Consider the following 20,550-nt stretch of genomic DNA (forward strand, 5'->3'; position numbering starts at 1 on the left):
CGATGGCCGGACCCATGGACAGCGTCGGCCGCGCGGCGAAGGCCAACATGCTGCTCGTCGTCGAATGCCGCCACTGCTACCACGCCGGCCGCTTCAAGGCGAACGACGTGGCCAAGGTGGTGGGCTGGAACAAACCGCTCGAAGCCATCCACTTCCGCTGCAAACGCTGCGGCCGCAAGGACACCGAGGTGAAGACGCAGTTCATCGATCAGGACCACCCGCCCAAGGGCTATATCTGGGTGCTGCAGAAGGCGCGAGGATGAGCGACGACAGTCTATCAGGCGTGTCGCGCTGTTCGTTCGAGGCGCAGGCTATTTTTTGCGATTAGGGAAAACAGTGCCGACGCAAGGCCAACCATCCAGTAACCGTAAGACAGGATCAGGCATTTCTTGAACGTATACGAAAACGGATTGTCGAATACGTTGGGCGCTCGAAGAGAATGAGCTTCTGACAAATTGAAGCAAGAATACAATAATAAAGCGGCAGCTAAAAGAACGCAGAATAAAGCGATCAGAATCAGCCTTTGCTCGATTCCTGGTTGGCCGGTTTCCTTGAATGCTGGTATGTAGCCGCCACGATCACGCACGTCGCGATAGAAACGCCAAGCCAGCCAAAGAAGCCAAACCAAACTCGTTGCACTGCAGGCCGCCATGTAGGCGGGTAAACCCTGCAAGAACGTTTCGTGGACTATGCCTTTCGCAATGAGTTGCTGAACGTGGGCAACTTCATTTGCCGCCGGCGGCCAAAATAAGGACAGCAGCTTGTAGTCCCGATCGTATGAGTGATCTCTTTGAAAGAATTGTGGCGCAAGAAGGACGGAAAGCAAACTCAATCCGGCAGGATAGATCGACGATCTTGCAAAAACGCTGAACCCATAGACTGTGAGATAGCGTAGCTTTTTGTCTTCATCTTCCTTGGGCATTTTTGAAATGTGTATCTGCCCAAAAACCCTGGTGTACTCCTCCAACGGAACCGTAGCTGGGTCTGCCCTCAGAATTTGCCTCCGGGTCAGCATGCGTCCCCCTAAAACAACGATCCCTGCGCCGGCGGTTCGGCCGGAAACTTGATCTGCGTCGCCGGCTTTTCCACGATCACCAGTGCATTGGGTCTCGTGGTGAGAAAGCCGTAGAGCTCGTGATCGCCCGGACCTTCCTTCACCTTGCGCACGCCATGCCAGGGAGTCCACAGGCCGGCGAAGAAGAACAGCGGCCGTTCTTGGCTGAGCGCAAACCAGAAGTTCTTCTGGACGCCGGTTTCCGGGTCCTTGTCACCTGGCGTCGGCGACGGCTCGGCGAAGCTCGTCACCGGCACGACGCAGCGGTTCCCAACGCCGAGATAGGGCAGCCAGTGGGCATATTGCGGATTGCGGATGTTGGTGGTGCCGGCATCGGCGTTGCCGCGCATCCGTTCGGCCGGTGTCGGCATGCCCCAGCGCAGTCTGGCGAGCTCGCGGCTGCCGTCGGCGGCGTTGCGTACGACCGGCGCCGGCTGGTTTGGGTAGATGTCGACCGACGGCTCGAGGTTGCCGGTGATGTCGCGCAACGCGCGCGTCCACTGGCGGATCGCCTCCTGGCTGGTGGTGATGTTGTAAAGATTGCACATCGGCAGCGTTCCCCGTCCGCCGATTGTTCCCGCGTTTTCGCACGAAGTGCAAACCGCGCGAGGGCAACGTCGAGATATTAGCGCACCCGCCCTCGCCGCAGCGATCCGGCCGGCTCCTCGGCCGGCGGCTCCCCGGGCAATCCCAATCGCAGCCGTTCCTCTTCGGCGAAAGTCTCGGCCTGCGCGTGAATGTCGAACACCTGTTGCGTCAGCCTGCCGCCGTCGACGATACGCACGATCCATTGGCCATTGATGGCTTTTACACGGACACTGTCTGGCTCTCCCGTTACCATATACAGCTCCTGCTTCTTAGCCGAAGAACTGCCGTCTCCGGTCCACTATGATCTAGCGCGTTCGAAGCTGCCGAAAGAGCGTGCCTGATTAGCCTTTAGTGCAAAGTTTCCCACCACTATTCAATATATTTGCGATATCTAATGAATAAAAACGATTTGTTGCAGAACAGGGCCGTCATCGCGCACCGGTTCAGCAGAATTCGACTTCGATGTGGCGTTCGGCCCGGCCGACGATGCGGCAGCGGGTTTCGAAGGCGTCCGAGCGGATCTGCAGGCTGAATGTCTCCGGCACGCCGATCGCGCTGGTGACGTCGAGGCCGGCGCCGTCCTCGCCCAGCGTGCGCACCGTGCAGTCGATCGACGACATGCGGTTGTTGAACAGGATGCGTCCCGCTTTCAGCACGCGGCGGCGCGGTCCGGCCGGCGAGTCGTTCGGCGGGCGCCAGGCGATGCAGCGGTTGCGGCCACCGGCCTTGGCTTCGTAAAGCGCGGCATCGGCATTGGCAAGCAGCGCGTCGATGTCGCCGGTGCGGGCATCGAGCGCCGCCATGCCGAAGCTCGAGGTGACGGGAACCGTCGTGCCATCGTTCCTGATCGCAATCCGTTCGATCGCCTCGCGGACCTTCTCGGCCACGCCGCCCACATGCGCGCGATCGGTATGCGGCAGGATCAGCGCGAACCCCCCGCCGCCCAGCCTGCCGAAAATGTCGGTGCCGCGCAACTGGCCGCGGCAGGCCTCGGCAACGGCGGCCAGCACCTTGTCGCCGATGGCGGGGCCGTGATTGTCGTTGATCGATTTGAAATGGTCGAGATCGAAGGCGATGCAGGCCAGGCCGTGCTTGTGGCGCTGTGCGAGCGCCAGGGCGCTGGCGCCCTGCTCCTTGAAGGCGCGGCGCGACAACGCGCCGGTCAAGGGATCGACGGAAGCCAGCTGGCGCAGTTCCAGCTCGTCCATGGCAAGCGCGGCGAGATCCGACAGGATGGCGATCTCGCGCTGGCTGAAGGTGCGCGGCTCGAAGCCGATGGCGCATACCGTGCCGATGTTGTGGCCGTCATTGGTGCGCAACGGCACGCCGGCATAGAAGCGGACCTGCGGGCCTGCCGTCACCATCGGGTTCTGCGCGAAGCGCGCATCGTCGCGCGCGTCCGGCACCACCAGCGGCGTCCTGTCCTGCAGCGTGTATTTGCAGAAGGTCTCGTCACGGCTGACCTCGCGGTTGTCCAGCCCCTCATAGGCCTTGTACCACTGCCTGTGCCCGTCGATCATCGAGACGATGGCGACAGGCAGGTCGAAGATGTTCCTGATCAGCCTGGTGATGCGATCGAAGGCCTCCTCACGCGGCGTATCGATCACGTCGAAGCGATCGAGCGCGTCTAGGCGTCCCGCCTCGGCGAGGTCTTCCATCGCCAGCGGCGGCGTTTGCGTGAGTACCCGGTGCATGGGTCAGCCTCATTGCCAGTTCCACCCGCGCCCGGCGGCGAAGAATGCGAGGCATGGCTGAACATTCCGTAAAGGCGTGAGGGAAGCGACCGTACCCGGCCATGCGAGAGGGCTGACGAATTTGCGGTGCGGCAGCGGCCCGGCAGCCTTGGGGGGGGTGATACTGGGTTCGGCGGCCGGGCCTGACCGGAGTTTGCGAGGCCGCCGGCTACCGGAAAGGATGCGCTTGCGCCCATGCGAGGGCAAGAACGACCTAGGCCCTAGGACCAAAGCAGCAAGGGACGTGGCCGAGAGGGGCCAATTGTCATTGGCCAATGGCGGCCGGATTGACCCGGAATAACGCGCGGCGACGGCCGCCTGCGTCAAAAGCCGAGGAAATGCCGGCCGACGAGATAGCCGAGCGCGGCGACGACCAGCGGAAACAGCGCCGGCGCGGCCCTGCTGAACAGCGAGGGGTTTATCTCCTTGGCGGGAGCGCTGGGTTTGGCATTGCCGAGGTTTTTGGTCATGAAGCTCATTACCGGTTGGAGGCTAGCTGCCGGCTGAACCATTAAATTAGAAATCGCTTATTAAGTTTCAGGCAAGGCCAACGCTACAATTCGCGGCAATTTATTCCGATCGCTGGGTGCGCTCGGCAAGCGCGAAGGCCTGGAGGTTGCGTGACTTGCCGGGATCGTGGTCGGCATTGGCGATGATGGCGTGGAAGGCGGCGCGGGCGATGTCCTTCTTCCTGGCATCGGGGTGTTCCTTGCGCACCGCCTTGATCAGTTCTTTCGGCGTCATGTCGGGGGTGACGAGGCGCATCAGCGTATCGCCTATGGCCTGCAATTGGCTGGCATCCATAACGATGACCCTGTTTTGACGACGTAAGCCTAGCATATAGGGGGGCGAGCGCGTCACTTTTGTGATACGCGCCGGTCAAAATCGGAGCCGGGCGACGGTCTCCATGACCCAAGCCGTGGATAATCGGGATCCGAAATGGCCAAAGGCGAACTGACGGGCGGTAATGCTTGGTGACCTTGCCGCCTTCGGCGGACTTTTCCTGACCGCCTTCGCCGCCGCGACCATCCTGCCGCTGCAATCGGAAGCAGTGCTGGTCGGCCTGCTCCTGGCCGGCACCCATTCGCAGGCGGCGCTGGTTCTGGTCGCGACGATCGGGAACGTGCTTGGTTCGGTGGTCAACTGGCTGCTGGGACGCGGCATCGATCGCTTCCGCGACCGCAAATGGTTTCCGGCAAAGCCTGCCGCGCTCGACCGCGCGGCGGCGCGCTATCACCGTTACGGACGATGGAGCCTGCTGTTGAGCTGGGCCCCGATTATCGGCGATCCGCTGACGGTGATGGCTGGCGTGCTGCGCGAGCCCCTATGGAGCTTTCTCGCCATCGTCACCGTCGCCAAGGCCGGCCGGTACCTGGCGGTGGCGGCGGCTACGCTCGGTCTTTAGAAGGGCTGCGGCGAAGTCGCGGAGCCTCACCGTTTCACACCTTTCCTGGAATTGCCCTAACCGATCGGTGCTTCAAGCAGCCTATGGGCCGATGCCCTTGGCCGCCATCTGCTGGAACAGGTCATCGACTTGCACCGGTGGAAGGCCGGCGTCCTCGGCAAGCCACCAGGCGAGGACCGCAAGGAACGCGCCGGCAATGAACTGGACAGCGAATTCCACGGGCACGCCATCGTGTCCAATCCACTTCTCTGCGAGCTCGGTCCGCACAGTGCGCCGAATCCGTTCGCGCAGTTCGTCGTGGATGGTGTCGCCGCTGGTCGCAAGCAGCGCGTGATGAAGTGGCCGGAAGGCATCCGCGTGCTCGAACATCGGTAGGCTGAACTCGAATAGCCGCTTGCCTGTCTCCCGACCATCCGAAACGCGCCTGCGGCTGAGCAAGCGCAGGTGCACCTCCATGGTCGCGCTGCGCAGGGCGTCCTTGTCGGCGTAGTGGGTATAGAAAGTCGACCTCCCGACATTTGCCCGCCGGCAAATGTCGTCGACCGTGATCGCCGCATATCCGCGCTCAGGGATCAGGGCGATGAGCGCGTCCTGCAGCAGGGCGCGCGTCCGCGCGACGCGGCGATCGATCGTGTGTGTACCGTCCATCGGTTCGATTTTCATGGTCATGGCCCCTTGCCACGCTCAGTTCTGGACATCCGAGGGTTTGGTGTCCGGCAATAGCAATTCTGGACATTGTGTCCAGTATGATACGCCAGGTCCAGAAGCTCGTGGATGTCTTGGGCACGACGTGGGCACGACGCAACCACGGACAATGAGGTCGCAGACTATGCTCTCATTTGGTCATCATGCCGGCAACCGGCCGCATTCGCGCAGGATCCGCATAGCGCTCATTCTGCTTGCAAAGCTGTTGCTGGTCGCCGGCTTCCTTGTCCTCGCCCAATTGGGCATGGGCTATGTTGCGGCCGGCGTCTGGGCGGCAGGGTTCCACGGACTCGTCCTTGCGACGATAGCGGTTCTGGTGCCGTGGGGCGGCCCGCGTCATAATCGGCTTCCCGGCAAGAACCCGCACGGCGCGAGCGACAGGGGCATCGGTGTCGTCCTACACCGCGCCGCAGCTTACGACATGCTTGCGCGCGTTCTGACTTTTGGCCGCGAGGGCCGCTTTCGCGAATTCATGCTTGGCTTGGCGAAGCTCCAGCCCGGCGAGGCGGTGCTCGATGTCGCCTGCGGAACGGGAACGCTCGCGATTGCCGCGAAGAGGCGAGTGGGTTCGGATGGAAGCGTCACGGGTGTCGATGCCTCAGCCGAAATGATCGGGCGCGCACGTGCGAAGGCCGAGCGGTCTGGCCTCGACCTGACCTTCGTCAAAGGGACGGCGCAGCAGCTTTCCTTCAAGGATGCGCAGTTCGACATCGTTGTCGGCACGCTCATGCTGCATCACCTGTCGAAGCCCGCGCGATCGGCTTTCTTCCGCGAAGCGGAACGTGTTCTGAAGCCCGGAGGCCGGCTGTTGCTCATCGATTTCGGCAGACCGGAGCGCAAATCCAGATTGCCGAGATTCCACCGGCATGGGCATGTCGACATGAATGCGATCAGGACACTGCTGACCGAGAGCGGATTCAAGATCACCGACGGCGGCGCCGTTGGAACCATGAACCTGAACTACGTCAGCGCGACGACGAACAGGGAAATCCTGCGGGCATGAGCCACGGTAGGATCGTCGCCGCGCAGCTCGAATCGACCGCAGATAAAGCTGTTCGAACCTGATCACATATGCGTTTAAGCCGTGCGTGGCTTTTGCGATGCGTGCGACGAAACTGCTATGGGGAACGCCTAAAGGATCCTCGTGGCGAAGGCGTCCAGCCGCGAGTTCTCGCGATAGCAGAGCCGCACAACCAGGGCGGCGGCGACCCCAGTGAAGGCGCCGCCGGCAATGTCACCGGCATAGTGGATGCCGATATGCAGCCGCGACCAGCAGATCAACACGGCCATAAGGAGCAAAGCCAGCGTGCGGCGCGGCAGCGCCTCCATGGCGAAGGCGGCGACGATCGCCATGCTGGCGGTCGCGTGATCGGAGGGGAACGACCAGTCAGCGCTGGGCGCGATCAAAAGATGCGTGACGCCGGCGTCGTAGGGCCTGATCCGGTGGACGAACAGCAGGATGGCCTGGTTGATCGCCAGCCCGAGCAGGAACGAAAGGCCGGCGGACAGGCAGGCATGGCGCACATGAGAACGATCGGTCCTCGACCACCATTGCAGGGCGACCGCAATCACCATCAGCGGCACGCCGATTTGTGAGATGGTGATCATTATCCTATCAAGCAGCGGGCTGACGCCGGCGACGGAATTGATCCAGTGCGTAAGAGCTGCATCCATAAAGACTGATTTTCCTGATTTATCGTGAGGTTTTACATGAAGCCGGCGAGCGAGCACCGCATCCATCAGCTATTCGAGATTGGTGTCTGGCTTAAAGGCGCCCATGCGCTGATGGAATGCGTTGGGGGTATTCTGCTTTATGTCATCAGCACGGACGCCATCGCCTCCTGGGTCAATGCCCTTACCCAGGAAGAGTTGATCGAAGATCCGGACGATTTCATAGCTGGCTATCTGTCGCAGATGGCCAGCCATTTCTCCGTCGCGAGCAAGGAATTCTACGCTTTCTACCTACTCAGCCATGGCCTCATCAAACTGCTGCTGGTCATCGGGCTCATTCGCGGCAAGCTTTGGTCCTACCCGGCCTCGCTCGCCGCACTCGGCGCCTTCATGGTCTACCAAGTCTACCGCTATTCCTACACGCATTCGCCGGGCCTTCTGGTGCTGACCGTCTTCGACGCCGTCGTCATGTGGCTGATCTGGCAGGAATGGCGGGCAGTGCGCCGCCACCGGGCGACTTGAGCGGCGGATCATTCCACCTTTTGCCGGAACTTCGAATGGCAGCTCGTGCAGTCCTGCAGGATGAGGTGCAGGAGGTGTTCGGCCGGCATTTTTGCCGGATCGGCCTCGGTGGCGCCCGGGCGCTTGCCGAGCAGGCTGCCGCCATCCATCGGCAGTCCGGTCATCCGCATGTCGGCGGTGATCCCGGGCGGCGCGTTCCCGGCCTTGTCGGCGAGCGCATCGGCGAGCCGGCCGATGTGGCGAGCCAGCGCCTCGAACTCCGGCCGCGCATCGTCGATTTCCGGCCTAGCGGCGGACGGCGCGCCGAGCGTGCCTATCGGGAATTCGTCAGTCAGGGCGGCGGCGCGGGCGCTCAGCGTGTCCGCCGCCGCCTTGAAGGCCGACGGTTCATAGGCGCGCTTGCCGTCGAACATTCCGGCGATCGCCCTGGCGGCCGCGGCCATCTCTTTCATCGAGGCCTGGCGCGCCGCAACGACGGGATCGCCTGGACCCGCCGCCAGGGATGGAGCCAAGAGCAGCGGACCGGCGAGCGCAAGCATCGCCGCCGCGACAACGACGCGGCCCCTCATGCCCGCACATCGACGATGCCCATCATGCCGAGCTGCTCATGCTCCAGGATGTGGCAGTGATACATGCGCGCGCCCGGCCGCTCCTGGCGCGTGAGGAGCCGCACCGTCTCGCCGCGCGCCACATTGACCGTGTCCTTCCACGCCAGATAGGGCGGCTTGGCGAGCTTGCCGTCGCGCTCGCGCTCGACCACCTGGAACTGCGTGCCATGCAGGTGGAACGGGTGGTCCATGTCGGCCTGGTTGACGATTTCCCACAGCTCGGTGTCGCCGGCCCTGGCGACGATGTCGACGCGCGCCATGTCGAACGCCTTGCCGTTGATCAGGAAGCCCATCTCCATGCCGGTGGGGTTCATCGCCATGGTCTCGGTGAAGAGGAGACGGCGGCTGACCGTGGGAGCCCCAAGCGGTACGATCGGCCGCAGCCGCTCGGGCAGCGGCGGCATCGCCTCGGCCGCTGTGTCGGAGACATCGACCGTCAGCAGTGTGAGCCCGGCATCCGCCGGCCGGCCCGGCCCCATCCAGCCGCGATCATAGTCGAGCGTCGTCAGCGCGGCGGCGCCCGGCCGGTCGAAGGCTACCACCAGTTCGAGGCGCTCGGCCGGGCTGAGCAGGATCTCCTCGGCCGCCACCGGCTTCTCCAGAAGACCGCCGTCGCTGCCGATCACGGTCATCGCGGCGTTGGCGAAGTGGAGCCTGAGGAAACGCGCATTGGTGGCGTTGTAGAGCCGCACGCGCCGCTTCGCGCCCATCGCCACCGCCAGCTTTGGGTTCTTCTGGCCGTTGACCAGCACATGGTCGCCAACGCGGCCGTTCATCATGTCGGTCATGGTGTTTTCAGGCATCGAGCCGTCGGCGGCGAGGCGAAGGTCGGTGAAGATGAGCGCGGTGTCGCCATAGGCTGCCGGGATCGGATCGGCCTTTGCCTTGACGACGAAGGCGCCGGCAAGGCCGCGATAGACCTGCTCGGCCGTCCGGCCATGCGGATGCGGATGATACCAGTAGGAGCCGGCCGAGCCCTCGGGCAGCTCGAAGGCGTAGACGCGGTCGGCGCCGGCCGCCACCGGATCCATCGGGTTGCCGTCCTGGTCCGCCGGCACCGGCATGCCGTGCCAGTGGATGGTGCTCTGCTCGCCCGCGATCCGGTTGGCGAAGGTAATCTCGACGCGGTCGCCTTCGTAGGCCTCGATCAGTGGCCCCGGGCTCGTGCCGTTATAGGCGAGGATCGGCGTGTCCTGGTCGGCGGCAAAGCGCGCCGTGGCGGGCTCGGCCGTCAGCCTTGCCCTGAACAGGCCGGGCCGGCCGGCCTCGTTAGCCAGTAGCGGCAGTTCGCGCAGCGCCTCGCCCTCGGGCAGCGCGGCGGGATCTTGCGCCATGGCGCCCATGTCGTGGCCGGCATGGTCGCCCATATCCATGCCGGGCATGGAGGCCATATTCGATGTGCCATCCATCTTCATCTGCGCCAGCGCGCGCGGGCCAGCCAGAACCGTCGCCAGGTTTGCCGCCAGGAAACCGCGTCGATGCATTTTTCGCTCCTCGATGATGATTGGGAAGGCCGTCGCGGGGACGATCCTTCCATAGGCTAGGGCTTCCAGTAACTGGAAGGTCAAGCGGACAGGGAGCAGAAAATCAGCCTTACGGATCGCAATCGCTCGGCATACATGGTCCGACGGACCCGCCTCGAGCTCGGAACCCTTGCCGCTCCCGCAGGGTTAATATGCGAGGCGATCCGCCATGGAAGACAAACCGCCTGCCAAAAACCCCGGAAGGATCCTCGCCACCGTGCTGGCGATCTGCCTCATCATCATCGCCTTGTTCTTATCGGCTTCAGATATTCGGAGCCCGATCAGGGAGCCTTGATCGTGCCCGGAGCGGCGCAGGGCAGCAAGTGATCGGCCCGAAGCCCTTGCCCGCCAAGGTGTGGAAAGGGCTGTAACACTTTGATTTTGCCTGTCATCCCTCGCAAATCTTTTAGGTTCGGGACCGCACGCCGGGGAAGAAACAGGTTTTCCGAAACGTTTATCGAACAGGCAACGCACAGCACCTGGCGCCCGACAGGGACGCTCATGGCAAGGAGCCCTTCCGGCAACAAGCGCGTACCGCGCCCGAGGCCCAGGGAGACAGTACATGTCCGCCAACGCCTATATCAACCGGATCGCGACAGCGGTTCCGGAGCATGAAGTCCATCAGTTCTACCTGCGCTACGCGGCCTCCATGCTGAGCGCCGATCGCAGGAGGATATTCCAACGCATGGCCGGCCTTGCCGGCATCGAGCACCGCTTTTCCTGCTTTGCGCCCGCTGTCGATCCCGAAGGCCCGTCGGCCGACCTTGCCGGCACCTTCAGGCGTGGCGCGTTTCCTGGAACGGCGGCCAGGATGGCAATGTTCGGCCAAGCAGCCCCCATTCTGGCGCAAAAGGCGATCGACGGACTGGGTCTCGGGGACGAGACATCGCGCATCACCCATCTTATCATCACCACCTGCACCGGTTTCTCCGCGCCGGGCATCGACCTCGACCTTGCCGCGCGCTGCGGCCTGCCGGACGGTATCGAACGCACGATGATCGGGTTCATGGGCTGCTATGCCGCGGTCAACGCCCTCAAGCTTGCCCGCCACATCGTCCGCTCCGACGCGCGGGCGAGGATCCTTCTGGTCAATATCGAAATCTGCACCCTGCATCTGAGAGAAACCAGCGAACTGGAAAAGCTGCTGTCCTTCTGCCTTTGGGGCGACGGCTGCGCGGCAACGCTCGTCACCGGCGAGCCGCTCGGCATCGAGCTCGACAGCTTCCGCTGCACCGTCGCGGACGAGCGGCGGGAACTGATGACCTGGGATATCGGCGACCATGGCTTCGACATGTTTCTCTCCGGTCAGGTGCCCGTCGCGATCCAGGAGGCGCTGCGCGGCAACCAGGACGCCATCCTCGGCGGCCGGCCACCGGACGCGATCGGCCTCTGGGCCGTGCATCCCGGCGGGCGCACCATTCTCGACGCCGTCGAGAGGGCGCTGAACCTCGCGCCCGCGGCACTCAGGCCGTCGCGCGAGGTGCTGCGCCGATACGGCAACATGTCGTCGGCCACGGTCATGTTCGTGATGGAAGAGATGCTGAAGGCGCCGAGCGAGCAGCTCGGCTGCGGCATGTCGTTCGGACCCGGACTGACGGCCGAAACCATGTTGTTCCGGACCGTGTCATGACAACGCTCGATCAACGGACATTGGTCCCGGAAATCCTCGATGGCCTTGCCGCCGACGATCCGCGGGCGCTCCGCTCGCGGCGCGATCTCGCCCGCATCAACGCGCTGATGTTCCAGGCGCCGATCATGGTCTCGCTCATGAGGACATTCATGGCCAAGGCACCAGGCCGCATCCTCGAGATCGGCGCCGGCGACGGCAGCTTCATGCTGAAAGTGGCCCGGCGCATGGCAAAAGACTGGCCGGCGATGGAGCTGACGATGCTCGATCGCGTCGGCCTCGTCACCCCTGAGCTCACGGCGGATTTCGCCGGTCTGGGGTGGAAGCTCGAAACCTTCACCGTCGACGTCTTCGACTGGGCGCAGAAGGCGGATGGCGGGGCCTTCGATGTGATCACGGTCAACCTGTTTCTGCATCATTTCGACGACGCCGGACTGCGGCGTCTGTTTTCGCTGCTGGTTCGCAGGGCGCCATTGCTCCTGGCGACGGAACCGCGCAGGAAAGGCTTGGCGCTGGCGGCGACCCGGCTTCTGCCGGCAATCGGCGCCAACGACGTCACAAGGCATGACGCCGCCCAAAGCGTGCGCGCCGGCTTCCGTGGCAGCGAACTTTCCGACCTCTGGAGCGCCGCGGGCGGGCGACCACTCGAGGAGCGGCGCGCCGGTCCCTTCTCCCATGTCTTTGCCGGCGCCGCGTCGATGCCTGCCGTAAATGCGCCATGAGACCGGCATCGACCCACGACGCGGTCGTCATCGGCGCCGGCCCGGCGGGCACCTCGGCGGCGCTGGCGCTGGCCCGCCGCGGTTGGGCCGTAGCGATCGTGGAAAAGAGCGTGTTTCCGCGCCGCAAGGTGTGCGGCGAATATATTTCGGCAAGCAATCTCGCGCTCCTCGAGCGGCTGGAGATCGGCGATGCGTGGCGGGCCGAGGCGGGTCCCGAAATTCGCCGGGTCGGCCTCTTTTCCGGCGAGGCCAGCGTCGAGGCGCCGATGCCGAAGTCCGGGCCCACGGCAGGAAGCGGCTTTGGCCGGGCGCTCGGCCGCGACGTGCTGGACACCTTGCTGTTGGATGCGGCCCGATCTGCCGGCGCGGAAGTCTTCCAGCCGTGCCGCGCCGCCGCCATCGAACGCGACGGCGCCTGCCAGGCGGTGCGGATCCAGGCAGGAGCCGCGAATTCCCGCGACGAAGCAACGATCCTGCGGGCGCCGGTGATCGTCGCCGCGCACGGCTCGTGGGAGCCGGGGCCGCTGCCGAGCCAACTCGCGAAGAAAGGCCATCCCTCGGACCTGCTCGGCTTCAAGGCGCATTTTTCAGGATCGACGCTGCCGCCCGACCTGATGCCGCTGCTGACGTTTCCCGGCGGTTATGGCGGCATGGTGCTCGCAGACCATGGCCGCATGTCCATCTCCTGCTGCATAAGGCGCGATGTGCTCGCCCGGTTGCGCGGCAGCCATGCCCGCGAGCGCGGTGGCCAGGTCTCCGCGGCCGAAACCGTCGAGCATCATCTCAAGGCGACATGCCGAGGTGTGCGGGACGCGCTGGAGGAAGCCATCCTCGACGGTCCGTGGCTTGCCGCCGGCCCGATCCGGCCAGGCATCCGCGCCGGCTACGACAGGGACATCTTTCGTGTTGGCAACGTCGCCGGCGAGTCGCATCCGATCATTGCGGAAGGCATTTCGATGGCGCTTCAATCCGGCTGGCTTCTGGCCCAGGAGCTCTGCATGGCAGCAGGTGGGCAGGCGGAACGCGAAGCGGCCGGAAGACGCTACGAGACGGCCTGGAGAGACTTGTTCTCGACCCGTGTCATGGCCGCGGAAGCCATCGCGCGCATTGCCCTTGGCCCCGGCGGTGCCGCCGTGATGAGAGCGGTTGTCCGCAATTTTCCGCGGACATTGACCCTGGGCGCGCGGCTCAGCGGCAAGACGAAACCCGTCCCCGGCTTGGCCGATGCGCGCTCAGCGCGAAGCGGCTGAGTCTGCTGAAGGCGCCAACGTGGTCGCAGTCGCCTGAGCAAGAGCGCCTGAATTTCCCACCGGGGCAAAGCTCGGCGGCGCATGGATTCCCCACTTCAGTCGCCTCCGCCCTCCGGCGCATGTGACTTTTTTTGGGGTAATCCCCTCGCCGCAATGCCTACTGCCGGTTTTGCCGGCTGGCCCACTGCATCCTTTGTCTGGCTGTTCCACTGCCCGGCGTCTGGCCGCATTTTGACCCCAATCGCTCGATACGCGGCCAGGATTGCTGCGGTTCCGGCCTTCACGGTTTCTTGACAGAGGCCGGAAAAACGGGCAGCAAAGCGGGTGAGGGAGAGCATTTCTACCGTGGCGCAGACCATGGAGGGCTCTTTTTTCGTATGGACCGTCGCCAAAATGGCGATTGGTGGAGGGATTGGTTAACCATCTTTGTCCATCTTTTGAATCAATCGGCAACAGACGCGTGAAGGTGCAGGGGGCACCAGCGAACTGTGATCGTGACGGGTGCCAGGTCCGCAAACCGGCATGCCGATTGAGAGTGGTCGTATGGCGTTTTTGCGTTTGAAAAACCGGGGTGACGCTCCTCATGGGGGGGTAACTTCGAAAAAGTCTGGTCATCGTTGGGTCCTGGTGCCTGCTGTCGGCGCCGCCCTCGCCCTATGGTCCGTCGCCACTTTGGCGGGGCTTTATTCGGTGAGCACCTCGTTGACCTCCGCTTCCAACGGATTGCCGCAAGGCCTGCTTTCGCCGCGCAACATCGCGCTTGGCGACCAGCGCCGGCAGATCGCCAATGCCTGGGCGCCGCGCCTTGTAGCCAATGGCGGCTATAAGGCCGGCTCGCTCACCGGCGGCTGCGACGCCGGCTGCTTCAGCCTCGCGACAAGCTTCAGCCATGACAGAAAAACCACTGAAAAACTGAAGAATAATGCCAACGACGGCAAGATGGCTCGCCTCAAGCTGCCGGCGCCCGACAGCGTCGCGCAGGAAAAGGTCGTGGTGGTGGCTTCGGCTGCCGGGGCCGTCGACAGTTTCGACGGCGTGGTGAAGCGCGCGGCGCTTTCGCCGCAGAAGCTTGCCGATGCCTTTGCCCGCGCCGAGAAGGCGCCGTTCCTGCTTGCCAGCCTGCCTTCGGCGAGCCGCTTCGGCGGCGCGCAGCAGCCGGACGCGCCGGCGGAAGCCCGCTTCGGTTCTCAGCCAGCCGAGGTTGCTGGCGCTTCCGACCTGGCGCTGGCGCTTGCCAATATCGCGCCGCAAGACACGGCGGACGTGCCGACCGCCGTCGCGCTGCAAAACGGCGGCACGACCGATGTCGCCGGCCCCGGTGTTGCTGGCAATGCGGAAAAGGGCCAGGACGGCGAGTACCAGGTCGCCTCGCTGCCGCCGCAGGACGATCTGCCCGACAGCATCGCCGTGCCCGGCCTTCGGCCCCGCACCACGCTCCAGCGCGCCACCGAGGCGCCCGAACAGAGCGCGGCCAAGCCGCAGAAGCCCGAGGCCGCGAAGCCTCAGGCCGCCAGGGCCAAGCCGCAGCCGGCCGCCGCCGACTCCGCGCAAAGCGCGCCGTCAGCGGTCTCGCCGAGAAGCGGCGACCAGGCCCTGCCGGGCGTAACGGGCTCAAAGCCGCTGGTGGTTGACACCAAGCCCAGCAAGCGCAAGGCGCAGGCATCCGAGATGCTCGCCTATGCCAAGCCGGATACGCCCGAGCGCGGTAACCTGGGCAGCGCCTTCCGCAACCTTTTCAACGGGCCCTCGATGGGCGATGGCGTGGCCGTCTACGATATCTCGGCCAAGACGGTTTATATGCCGGACGGCTCCAGGCTGGAGGCGCATTCGGGACTGGGCTCGATGGTCGACCAGCCACGCTTCGTCAACCGCAAGAATGTCGGCCCGACGCCGCCGGACACCTACAATCTGTCGATGCGTGAATCGCGCTTTCACGGCGTCGAGGCGATCCGTATGACGCCGACCAGCGGCAAAAACAAATATGGCCGCAACGGCTTGCTCGCGCACACCTATATGCTGCGCGGCGGCCGCGCCGAGTCGAACGGCTGCGTCGTCTTCAAGGATTATCGCCGCTTCCTTGCCGCCTACAAAAACGGCAAGATCAAGCGCCTTGTCGTGGTCCCGCGCCTGACAAGATCCCCCACCCAGGTCGCCCAGGAAGGCCGCCAGGGTTAATCGCTACACACGCCGGCGCGCTGGTCGCCGGCTGATCCCCAGCTGCGAAGGGCCTTGGCGCCAAACGCGCCTGGGTGCCTGCCGTCGCCACTTCGAGCCGATGACAACGATCGCAACCTCGACCGAGGAAACGATAACGACCCTTCCCAGGATATAGATATGGCGCAGCCCGGGCTTGCGGCAAGACCCTGGACATGGCGTATCAACGCTGCTCCGAAGAAGCGACAACGGAGCATGGAATGCGGATTTTGTTATCGACTTACGGTTCGCGCGGCGACGTCGAGCCGCTGGCGGCGCTGGGCGCCGCGTTGCAGGCGCTTGGCGTCGAAGCCAGGGTGAGCGCGCCGGGCGACGATGAGTTTGCCGCCCTCGTTGCCCGCGCCGGCGCGAGCTTTGCGCCTGCGTTCGCGCCGGTGCGCGAATGGGCCAAGGAAATGGTCAATCGGTCACGATCGGCCTCGCCCGAGGACCGGGCCAGGCTCATCTCCGGCCAGGCGGCCGAGATCGTCGCCCGGCAATATGAGGCGCTGACCACGGCCGCCGAAGGCTGCGACGTCGTGGTGGCGTTCGGGCTCTTCCCGTCCTGCGCCGCCGCGCGGATGGTCGCCGAGCAACGCGGTATGCGCTACGTGCTCGGCACATTCTGCCCGATCTGGCTGCCGTCGCAGCACAACCGGCCGCATGAATATCCAGTCCATCCGCTGCCGCCCGGCGTGACCGACAACCGGCTGCTCTGGGAAACGGATATCCGGACCAAGAACGCGCTCTTCGGCGAGGCGATCAACGGCCATCGCGCCTCGCTCGGACTGCCGCCGGTGCAAAATGCCCGGGACTATGTCTATGGCGATACTGTCCTGCTCGCCTGCGACCCGGTGCTGGGGCCGTGGCTGCCCTCGGACCTGATCGATGCGGTGCAGACCGGCGCCTTCATCCTGCCGGACGAAAGGCCCCTCCCCGACGGGCTCGAAGCCTTCCTCGATGCCGGCCCGCCGCCGGTCTATGTCGGCTTCGGCTCGATATCGGTTACGAGCGAAGCTGGCCGCGCCGCGATCGAGGCGATCCGCGCCAAGGGGCTTCGCACAGTGGTCGCGCAGGGCTGGGCCGAGCTTAGCCGCATCGACGACGGCGACGACTGCTTCGTCATCGGCGAGGTCAACCAGCAGGCGCTGTTCGGCCGCGTCGCCGCCGTCATCCATCACGGCGGCGCCGGCACCACGGTCGCTACCGCACGGGCGGGAGCGCCGCAGGTGATCGTGCCGCAGATCGGCGACCAGCCCTATTGGGCGAAGCGCACCGCCGAGCTCGGCATCGGCGCCGCGCATGACGGTCCGGTGCCGACGACGGAGTCACTGTCGGCGGCGCTGGGCGCGGCGCTGGCGCCCGAAACCCGCGCTCGTGCATCGGCAATGGCTGGCAATATCCGCGCTGACGGTGCCGAGGTGGCGGCGAGGCTGCTGATTGAATTACCGGGCAAATCCAGCCGGTGAACTCATTGCGCGGTCAGTTCCGCCAGCGCCCGTTGCAGGGGCGCCGGCGAGATCTGGATCGGACCTGAAAAGGGCGAGTCCATGTCGATGATCAGATAGATCGCCGCGGCCACCAGCGCCGCGGAAATGAGGCATGTGAAGATGACGGTTCCATTGCGCGGCGCCCTGAAACCGAAGCTGGCGAAGATCAGCGTCAGCCAGGCGACCAGCAGGACGATCACTGGCGCGGGAATGGCGCCCTCGGACTGCTCGGCAAGTACCCAGCGTTGCTCGATCAGCTTTTGCAGTTGCTGTGTCGCGGCCTGCTGCGCGGCGGTCTGCTTGGCATCCGTGGGCGTCAATCCCGCCATCAGGTCGCCGACCTGATTGAGCAGCAGTTCCGACAGCCTGTTCGGGACGACGGTCGTGTCGCTGTCGGCCGTGGAGGTCTCAACGACGCGCTGGACGTAGGCGGTGAGCGACTGCCGGGCGCTGTCCGCCTCCGGCCCATACTGTCGGAGCGTTCGGTCGAGCAGAATGAGATCGGTGGCGAAGGTGTGGACGTTGCCGTTGATAGACTCGAATGTATTCTTGGCCGAGTTGATCATCAGGCCGAGCATAAGCGACGACATCACCACGAAAAGGTTCGCGGCAAGCCGCACTACCGCGCTGGTGTCGTCCCCAAGGTGGTGAGCAGGGAAGCGCTCGTGCACCATCAGGCTGACCAGCGAGGCCCCGGCCAGGCAAGCAAAGATCGCTGTCCCTACAAGCACTTCGCCCATGGCTGACATTGTAACCGAGGCGCGGCGCTTGCCAATTGGCTGTGCGGCGGCTGAATCAACGTCGAAGCATAGGGACGTATATCGTTGGCCGACAAGGAGACTTTTCGCCGGCCTCCATGCACAGCGAAGCGAAGGTCGAAAACCACTTTCAATAGCGGGCAAAGGCGCTATCTATGGCGCGGGGCGGCTCCCATCACTCACGAGGCTATCCATGACAATTCGCGCTGTCGTCTGGGGCGAGAACATCCATGAGCGGACCAATGAGGTGGTCGCCGGCATCTATCCGGAAGGCATGCACGCGACCATCGCCAAGGCGCTCGCCGCCGACAAGGCGATCTCCGCTACGACCGCCACGCTGGAGCAGCCGGAGCACGGCCTGCCGGAAGCCCGCCTCACTGAGACCGACGTGCTGGTCTGGTGGGGCCACAAGGACCATGGCGCGGTCGCCGACGAGGTGGTCGAGCGCGTTGCAAAACGCGTTTGGGAAGGCATGGGGCTGATCGTGCTCCATTCCGGCCATTTCTCAAAGATCTTCAAGCGACTGATGGGCACCCCCTGCACGCTGAAATGGCGCGAGGCCGGCGAGCGCGAGCGGCTCTGGGTGACGAGCCCCAGCCATCCGATCGCCGAAGGTGTCGGCGAGTTCTTCGAGCTCGAGAACGAGGAGATGTATGGCGAGCAGTTCGCCGTGCCCGAGCCGCTGGAAACCGTGTTCATTTCCTGGTTCCAGGGCGGCGAAGTGTTCCGCTCCGGCCTGACCTACCGGCGCGGCGCCGGCAATGTCTTCTACTTCCGCCCAGGGCACGAAACCTATCCGACCTATCATGATGCGACGGTCCAGAAAGTGCTGCGCAACGCGGTGAAGTGGGCGCACAACCCGCAAGGATCGAACCCCGCCATCCTCAATGCGCCGAACGTGCCGGTCGAGAAGGCGCTGGAGCCGATCGAGGAACGCGGACCAAAGCTGCACGCGCATGGCGAGGCCGGCTTCCGCTAAAAAAGGCGCTTCTCTCCTTCACTCGGGATTGCGTGGAAATAGCGCCTGGGTCACATTCGTAGCCCGTAATTGAATCGAACCAAATCGCTCGGAGGAGCAGAAGATGCGGCTTTTGATACTGGGTACCGGCTGGATGGCGCAGGAACATGCCCGCCGCTTCGGCGCTATCGAGGGCGTCGACATCGTCGGCGCGGTCGATGTCGATGAAAAGCGCGTCGGCGAATATGCCGACGCCTACAAGATCCCTAAGCGCTTCACCTCGCTTGAGGCGGCGATCGACTGGGGCGGTTTCGACGCGGTCGCCAATGTCACGCCCGACCGCATCCACCACCCGACCACCATGGCGCTGGTCGCCGCCGGCAAGCCGGTGCTGTGCGAGAAGCCGCTGGCCGAGAATTTCGGCAAGGCCAGTGAAATGGCCGATGCCGCGGAAGCCGCCGGCATCGTCAACATGGTCAACCTCACCTATCGCAACGTCGCCGCGCTGCAGAAAGCGCGCCAGATGGTGCAGGCCGGCGAGATCGGCACAGTACGCCATATCGAGGCGTCCTATCTGCAGAGCTGGCTGGTGTCGAAATTCTGGGGCGACTGGCGCACCGATCCGAAATGGCTGTGGCGGCTGTCGCGCGGCCATGGTTCCAACGGCGTGCTCGGCGATGTCGGCATCCACATCCTCGATTTCGCCAGCTATGGCGCCGCACTCGACATCGACCATGTGTTCTGCCGGCTGCGCGCCTTCGACAAGGCGCCGGGCAACCGCATCGGCGAATACCAGCTCGACGCCAATGACAGTTTCGCCATGACGCTCGACTTCGCCAACGGCGCCTTCGGTGTGGTGCATGCCAGCCGGTGGGCCACCGGCCACATGAACGAACTGCGGCTGCGCATCTACGGCGACAAGGGCGGCGTCGAGGTGGTGCACAATCTCGAAGGCTCGGCTCTGAAGGCCTGTATCGGCGACAACATCGAGAGCGCCAAATGGGAAGAGCTCGACGCCGGCACGGTGCCGACCAACTACCAGCGCTTCGTCGAGGCGGTGAAAAGCGGCGTGCAAACCGAGCCGACCTTCCGCCACGCGGCGGGCCTGCAGAAGGTGCTGGACCTTGCCGTGGTGTCGGATGAAAAACGCGCCGAGTTGAGGGCCAACGCGGATACGCAGTAAGGTCCCTGCAGGGAGGAGCTTGCATGGTCACGCGTCGCGCCGAATGTTCCTGCGGTCAGCTGTCAGCCACTTGCTCGGGCGAGCCGGTGCGCATTTCGGTTTGCCATTGCCTCGACTGCAAGCGGCGCACCGGCAGCGCCTTCAGCTACAACGTGCGATTTGCCGAGGCTGACGTGGCGATAGAGGGGCGTGCCCTGCAGTTCACGCGCGTCGGCGAACTGGGCGGCCGCGTCATCTACAGCTTCTGCCCGGATTGCGGGACCACCGTCCACTATCGCATCGACACGCAGCCCGGCCTTACCGCCATTCCAGTCGGCGCCTTCGCGGACCAATCGTTTCCGCCGCCTTTCCAGTCGTTCTACCACGACAGCCGCCGTTGCGAGTGGGTTGAGATAAGCGCCGAGCCGCTGGCGAAATTCGGCTGACTGTTGAGTTCCTTCCTCGCCCCCGCCAAAGGCGGGGGAGAGGTGGCCGCGAAGCGGCCGGAGCGGGGGCCTTCGTAGGGCGCTCCCCTCTCCGTCTCGGCTTCGCCGAGCCACCTCTCCCCACTTCGTGGGGCG

25 protein-coding genes are annotated in these 20,550 nt (G+C 64.5%); 13 read left to right on the forward strand and 12 right to left on the reverse strand.

The features are described 5' to 3' along the window. Positions 1-2: 2 nt before the first annotated feature. On the forward strand, positions 3-263 hold the full coding sequence (locus KVT37_RS25950) for a hypothetical protein (protein WP_217577861.1): 261 nt from the start codon (positions 3-5) through the stop codon (positions 261-263). A 14-nt stretch (positions 264-277) separates the two neighbouring features. Here KVT37_RS25950 and KVT37_RS25955 read toward each other — a convergent pair whose 3' ends face one another. The 6 genes from KVT37_RS25955 to KVT37_RS25980 all read right to left on the reverse strand — a co-directional run bounded on the left by KVT37_RS25955 (position 278) and on the right by KVT37_RS25980 (position 4,179). After that, a complete protein-coding gene (locus tag KVT37_RS25955; protein ID WP_217577862.1) occupies positions 278-1,015 on the reverse strand; it encodes a hypothetical protein in 738 nt (245 codons plus the stop codon). Positions 1,016-1,023: 8 nt separating this feature from the next. After that, positions 1,024-1,602 (reverse strand): SOS response-associated peptidase, encoded by a 579-nt coding sequence (locus tag KVT37_RS25960; RefSeq protein ID WP_217577863.1) that lies wholly within the window; start codon positions 1,600-1,602, stop codon positions 1,024-1,026. Between the two features lie 77 nt (positions 1,603-1,679). Continuing rightward, positions 1,680-1,838: a hypothetical protein gene (locus KVT37_RS25965; protein ID WP_254634257.1), complete on the reverse strand. Its 159-nt coding sequence runs from the start codon at positions 1,836-1,838 to the stop codon at positions 1,680-1,682. A 247-nt stretch (positions 1,839-2,085) separates the two neighbouring features. Then, positions 2,086-3,336: a sensor domain-containing diguanylate cyclase gene (locus KVT37_RS25970; RefSeq protein ID WP_217577865.1), complete on the reverse strand. Its 1,251-nt coding sequence runs from the start codon at positions 3,334-3,336 to the stop codon at positions 2,086-2,088. 362 nt (positions 3,337-3,698) lie between these two features. Beyond that, a complete protein-coding gene (locus KVT37_RS25975; RefSeq protein WP_167498644.1) occupies positions 3,699-3,845 on the reverse strand; it encodes a hypothetical protein in 147 nt (48 codons plus the stop codon). A gap of 100 nt (positions 3,846-3,945) precedes the next feature. Further along, positions 3,946-4,179, reverse strand: a complete 234-nt coding sequence (locus KVT37_RS25980; protein ID WP_217577866.1) for a hypothetical protein — start codon at positions 4,177-4,179, stop codon at positions 3,946-3,948. Between the two features lie 163 nt (positions 4,180-4,342). On the opposite strand from KVT37_RS25980, the gene KVT37_RS25985 reads away from it, so the two are divergent. Then, a complete protein-coding gene (locus KVT37_RS25985) occupies positions 4,343-4,780 on the forward strand; it encodes a YqaA family protein (RefSeq protein WP_217577867.1) in 438 nt (145 codons plus the stop codon). 81 nt (positions 4,781-4,861) lie between these two features. On the opposite strand, the gene KVT37_RS25990 is transcribed toward KVT37_RS25985, so the two are convergent. Continuing rightward, a complete protein-coding gene (locus KVT37_RS25990) occupies positions 4,862-5,449 on the reverse strand; it encodes a TetR/AcrR family transcriptional regulator (RefSeq protein WP_217577868.1) in 588 nt (195 codons plus the stop codon). A 241-nt stretch (positions 5,450-5,690) separates the two neighbouring features. Between KVT37_RS25990 and KVT37_RS25995 the strand changes: the two genes are divergently transcribed. Next, positions 5,691-6,488 carry a class I SAM-dependent methyltransferase gene (locus KVT37_RS25995; protein WP_217577869.1) on the forward strand — a complete coding sequence of 266 codons (798 nt, stop codon included), beginning with the start codon at positions 5,691-5,693 and terminating at the stop codon, positions 6,486-6,488. Between the two features lie 128 nt (positions 6,489-6,616). Here the strand turns inward: KVT37_RS25995 and KVT37_RS26000 are convergent, their stop codons facing one another. Further along, the gene (locus KVT37_RS26000; RefSeq protein WP_217577870.1) at positions 6,617-7,159 is read right to left on the reverse strand and encodes a phosphatase PAP2 family protein; all 543 of its coding nucleotides are present in this window, start codon (positions 7,157-7,159) and stop codon (positions 6,617-6,619) included. A gap of 36 nt (positions 7,160-7,195) precedes the next feature. Here KVT37_RS26000 and KVT37_RS26005 point away from each other — a divergent pair, with 36 nt between their 5' ends. After that, on the forward strand, positions 7,196-7,678 hold the full coding sequence (locus KVT37_RS26005) for a DUF2127 domain-containing protein (RefSeq protein ID WP_217577871.1): 483 nt from the start codon (positions 7,196-7,198) through the stop codon (positions 7,676-7,678). 8 nt (positions 7,679-7,686) lie between these two features. Here KVT37_RS26005 and KVT37_RS26010 read toward each other — a convergent pair whose 3' ends face one another. Then, positions 7,687-8,247, reverse strand: a complete 561-nt coding sequence (locus KVT37_RS26010) for a cytochrome c (protein WP_217577872.1) — start codon at positions 8,245-8,247, stop codon at positions 7,687-7,689. Then, the gene (locus KVT37_RS26015) at positions 8,244-9,770 is read right to left on the reverse strand and encodes a multicopper oxidase family protein (protein WP_217577873.1); all 1,527 of its coding nucleotides are present in this window, start codon (positions 9,768-9,770) and stop codon (positions 8,244-8,246) included. The genes KVT37_RS26010 and KVT37_RS26015 overlap by 4 nt, the downstream gene beginning before the upstream one ends. A gap of 208 nt (positions 9,771-9,978) precedes the next feature. Here KVT37_RS26015 and KVT37_RS33835 point away from each other — a divergent pair, with 208 nt between their 5' ends. The 4 genes from KVT37_RS33835 (at position 9,979) to KVT37_RS26030 (ending at position 13,408) form a co-directional block, all read left to right on the forward strand. Then, positions 9,979-10,104, forward strand: coding sequence for a hypothetical protein (locus tag KVT37_RS33835; RefSeq protein ID WP_306797018.1), 126 nt, complete (start codon positions 9,979-9,981; stop codon positions 10,102-10,104). Between the two features lie 267 nt (positions 10,105-10,371). Then, positions 10,372-11,439 carry a type III polyketide synthase gene (locus tag KVT37_RS26020; protein ID WP_217577874.1) on the forward strand — a complete coding sequence of 356 codons (1,068 nt, stop codon included), beginning with the start codon at positions 10,372-10,374 and terminating at the stop codon, positions 11,437-11,439. Beyond that, positions 11,436-12,158, forward strand: a complete 723-nt coding sequence (locus KVT37_RS26025) for a methyltransferase domain-containing protein (protein WP_217577875.1) — start codon at positions 11,436-11,438, stop codon at positions 12,156-12,158. Before KVT37_RS26020 ends, KVT37_RS26025 begins: the two co-directional genes overlap by 4 nt. Next, positions 12,155-13,408, forward strand: coding sequence for an NAD(P)/FAD-dependent oxidoreductase (locus KVT37_RS26030; protein WP_217577876.1), 1,254 nt, complete (start codon positions 12,155-12,157; stop codon positions 13,406-13,408). Before KVT37_RS26025 ends, KVT37_RS26030 begins: the two co-directional genes overlap by 4 nt. 95 nt (positions 13,409-13,503) lie before the next feature. On the opposite strand, the gene KVT37_RS26035 is transcribed toward KVT37_RS26030, so the two are convergent. Next, entirely contained in the window at positions 13,504-13,767 is a 264-nt protein-coding gene (locus KVT37_RS26035) for a hypothetical protein (protein WP_217577877.1), read from the reverse strand. Between the two features lie 331 nt (positions 13,768-14,098). Here KVT37_RS26035 and KVT37_RS26040 point away from each other — a divergent pair, with 331 nt between their 5' ends. Both KVT37_RS26040 and KVT37_RS26045 read left to right on the forward strand, forming a co-directional pair. Continuing rightward, positions 14,099-15,583 carry a tlde1 domain-containing protein gene (locus tag KVT37_RS26040; protein ID WP_308642769.1) on the forward strand — a complete coding sequence of 495 codons (1,485 nt, stop codon included), beginning with the start codon at positions 14,099-14,101 and terminating at the stop codon, positions 15,581-15,583. Positions 15,584-15,822: 239 nt separating this feature from the next. Next, positions 15,823-17,070: a glycosyltransferase gene (locus tag KVT37_RS26045; RefSeq protein WP_217577879.1), complete on the forward strand. Its 1,248-nt coding sequence runs from the start codon at positions 15,823-15,825 to the stop codon at positions 17,068-17,070. A gap of 2 nt (positions 17,071-17,072) precedes the next feature. Here KVT37_RS26045 and KVT37_RS26050 read toward each other — a convergent pair whose 3' ends face one another. Then, a complete protein-coding gene (locus tag KVT37_RS26050) occupies positions 17,073-17,831 on the reverse strand; it encodes a DUF4239 domain-containing protein (RefSeq protein ID WP_254634258.1) in 759 nt (252 codons plus the stop codon). A 211-nt stretch (positions 17,832-18,042) separates the two neighbouring features. On the opposite strand from KVT37_RS26050, the gene KVT37_RS26055 reads away from it, so the two are divergent. From KVT37_RS26055 to KVT37_RS26065, 3 genes are all read left to right on the forward strand, one after another. Next, positions 18,043-18,828, forward strand: a complete 786-nt coding sequence (locus KVT37_RS26055) for a ThuA domain-containing protein (RefSeq protein ID WP_217577881.1) — start codon at positions 18,043-18,045, stop codon at positions 18,826-18,828. Between the two features lie 103 nt (positions 18,829-18,931). Next, positions 18,932-19,990, forward strand: coding sequence for a Gfo/Idh/MocA family protein (locus KVT37_RS26060; RefSeq protein ID WP_217577882.1), 1,059 nt, complete (start codon positions 18,932-18,934; stop codon positions 19,988-19,990). Between the two features lie 23 nt (positions 19,991-20,013). Further along, on the forward strand, positions 20,014-20,415 hold the full coding sequence (locus tag KVT37_RS26065) for a GFA family protein (RefSeq protein WP_217577883.1): 402 nt from the start codon (positions 20,014-20,016) through the stop codon (positions 20,413-20,415). Positions 20,416-20,550: the final 135 nt, after the last annotated feature.

The sequence above is a fragment of the Mesorhizobium sp. GbtcB19 genome, from assembly GCF_019091085.1.
In the GTDB taxonomy this organism is placed as follows: Bacteria; Pseudomonadota; Alphaproteobacteria; order Rhizobiales; family Rhizobiaceae; genus Mesorhizobium.

Bases quoted from the DNA above. Each gene is read 5' to 3' on its own strand.
- KVT37_RS25950 (WP_217577861.1), top strand. From the start codon at position 3: ATGGCCGGACCCATGGACAGCGTCGGCCGCGCGGCGAAGGCCAACATG.
- KVT37_RS25955 (WP_217577862.1), bottom strand. From the start codon at position 1,015: ATGCTGACCCGGAGGCAAATTCTGAGGGCAGACCCAGCTACGGTTCCG.
- KVT37_RS25960 (WP_217577863.1), bottom strand. From the start codon at position 1,602: ATGTGCAATCTTTACAACATCACCACCAGCCAGGAGGCGATCCGCCAG.
- KVT37_RS25970 (WP_217577865.1), bottom strand. From the start codon at position 3,336: ATGCACCGGGTACTCACGCAAACGCCGCCGCTGGCGATGGAAGACCTC.
- KVT37_RS25975 (WP_167498644.1), bottom strand. From the start codon at position 3,845: ATGACCAAAAACCTCGGCAATGCCAAACCCAGCGCTCCCGCCAAGGAG.
- KVT37_RS25980 (WP_217577866.1), bottom strand. From the start codon at position 4,179: ATGGATGCCAGCCAATTGCAGGCCATAGGCGATACGCTGATGCGCCTC.
- KVT37_RS25985 (WP_217577867.1), top strand. From the start codon at position 4,343: ATGCTTGGTGACCTTGCCGCCTTCGGCGGACTTTTCCTGACCGCCTTC.
- KVT37_RS25990 (WP_217577868.1), bottom strand. From the start codon at position 5,449: ATGACCATGAAAATCGAACCGATGGACGGTACACACACGATCGATCGC.
- KVT37_RS26000 (WP_217577870.1), bottom strand. From the start codon at position 7,159: ATGGATGCAGCTCTTACGCACTGGATCAATTCCGTCGCCGGCGTCAGC.
- KVT37_RS26005 (WP_217577871.1), top strand. From the start codon at position 7,196: ATGAAGCCGGCGAGCGAGCACCGCATCCATCAGCTATTCGAGATTGGT.
- KVT37_RS26010 (WP_217577872.1), bottom strand. From the start codon at position 8,247: ATGAGGGGCCGCGTCGTTGTCGCGGCGGCGATGCTTGCGCTCGCCGGT.
- KVT37_RS26015 (WP_217577873.1), bottom strand. From the start codon at position 9,770: ATGCATCGACGCGGTTTCCTGGCGGCAAACCTGGCGACGGTTCTGGCT.
- KVT37_RS33835 (WP_306797018.1), top strand. From the start codon at position 9,979: ATGGAAGACAAACCGCCTGCCAAAAACCCCGGAAGGATCCTCGCCACC.
- KVT37_RS26020 (WP_217577874.1), top strand. From the start codon at position 10,372: ATGTCCGCCAACGCCTATATCAACCGGATCGCGACAGCGGTTCCGGAG.
- KVT37_RS26025 (WP_217577875.1), top strand. From the start codon at position 11,436: ATGACAACGCTCGATCAACGGACATTGGTCCCGGAAATCCTCGATGGC.
- KVT37_RS26030 (WP_217577876.1), top strand. From the start codon at position 12,155: ATGAGACCGGCATCGACCCACGACGCGGTCGTCATCGGCGCCGGCCCG.
- KVT37_RS26035 (WP_217577877.1), bottom strand. From the start codon at position 13,767: ATGGTCTGCGCCACGGTAGAAATGCTCTCCCTCACCCGCTTTGCTGCC.
- KVT37_RS26045 (WP_217577879.1), top strand. From the start codon at position 15,823: ATGCGGATTTTGTTATCGACTTACGGTTCGCGCGGCGACGTCGAGCCG.
- KVT37_RS26050 (WP_254634258.1), bottom strand. From the start codon at position 17,831: ATGGGCGAAGTGCTTGTAGGGACAGCGATCTTTGCTTGCCTGGCCGGG.
- KVT37_RS26055 (WP_217577881.1), top strand. From the start codon at position 18,043: ATGACAATTCGCGCTGTCGTCTGGGGCGAGAACATCCATGAGCGGACC.
- KVT37_RS26060 (WP_217577882.1), top strand. From the start codon at position 18,932: ATGCGGCTTTTGATACTGGGTACCGGCTGGATGGCGCAGGAACATGCC.
- KVT37_RS26065 (WP_217577883.1), top strand. From the start codon at position 20,014: ATGGTCACGCGTCGCGCCGAATGTTCCTGCGGTCAGCTGTCAGCCACT.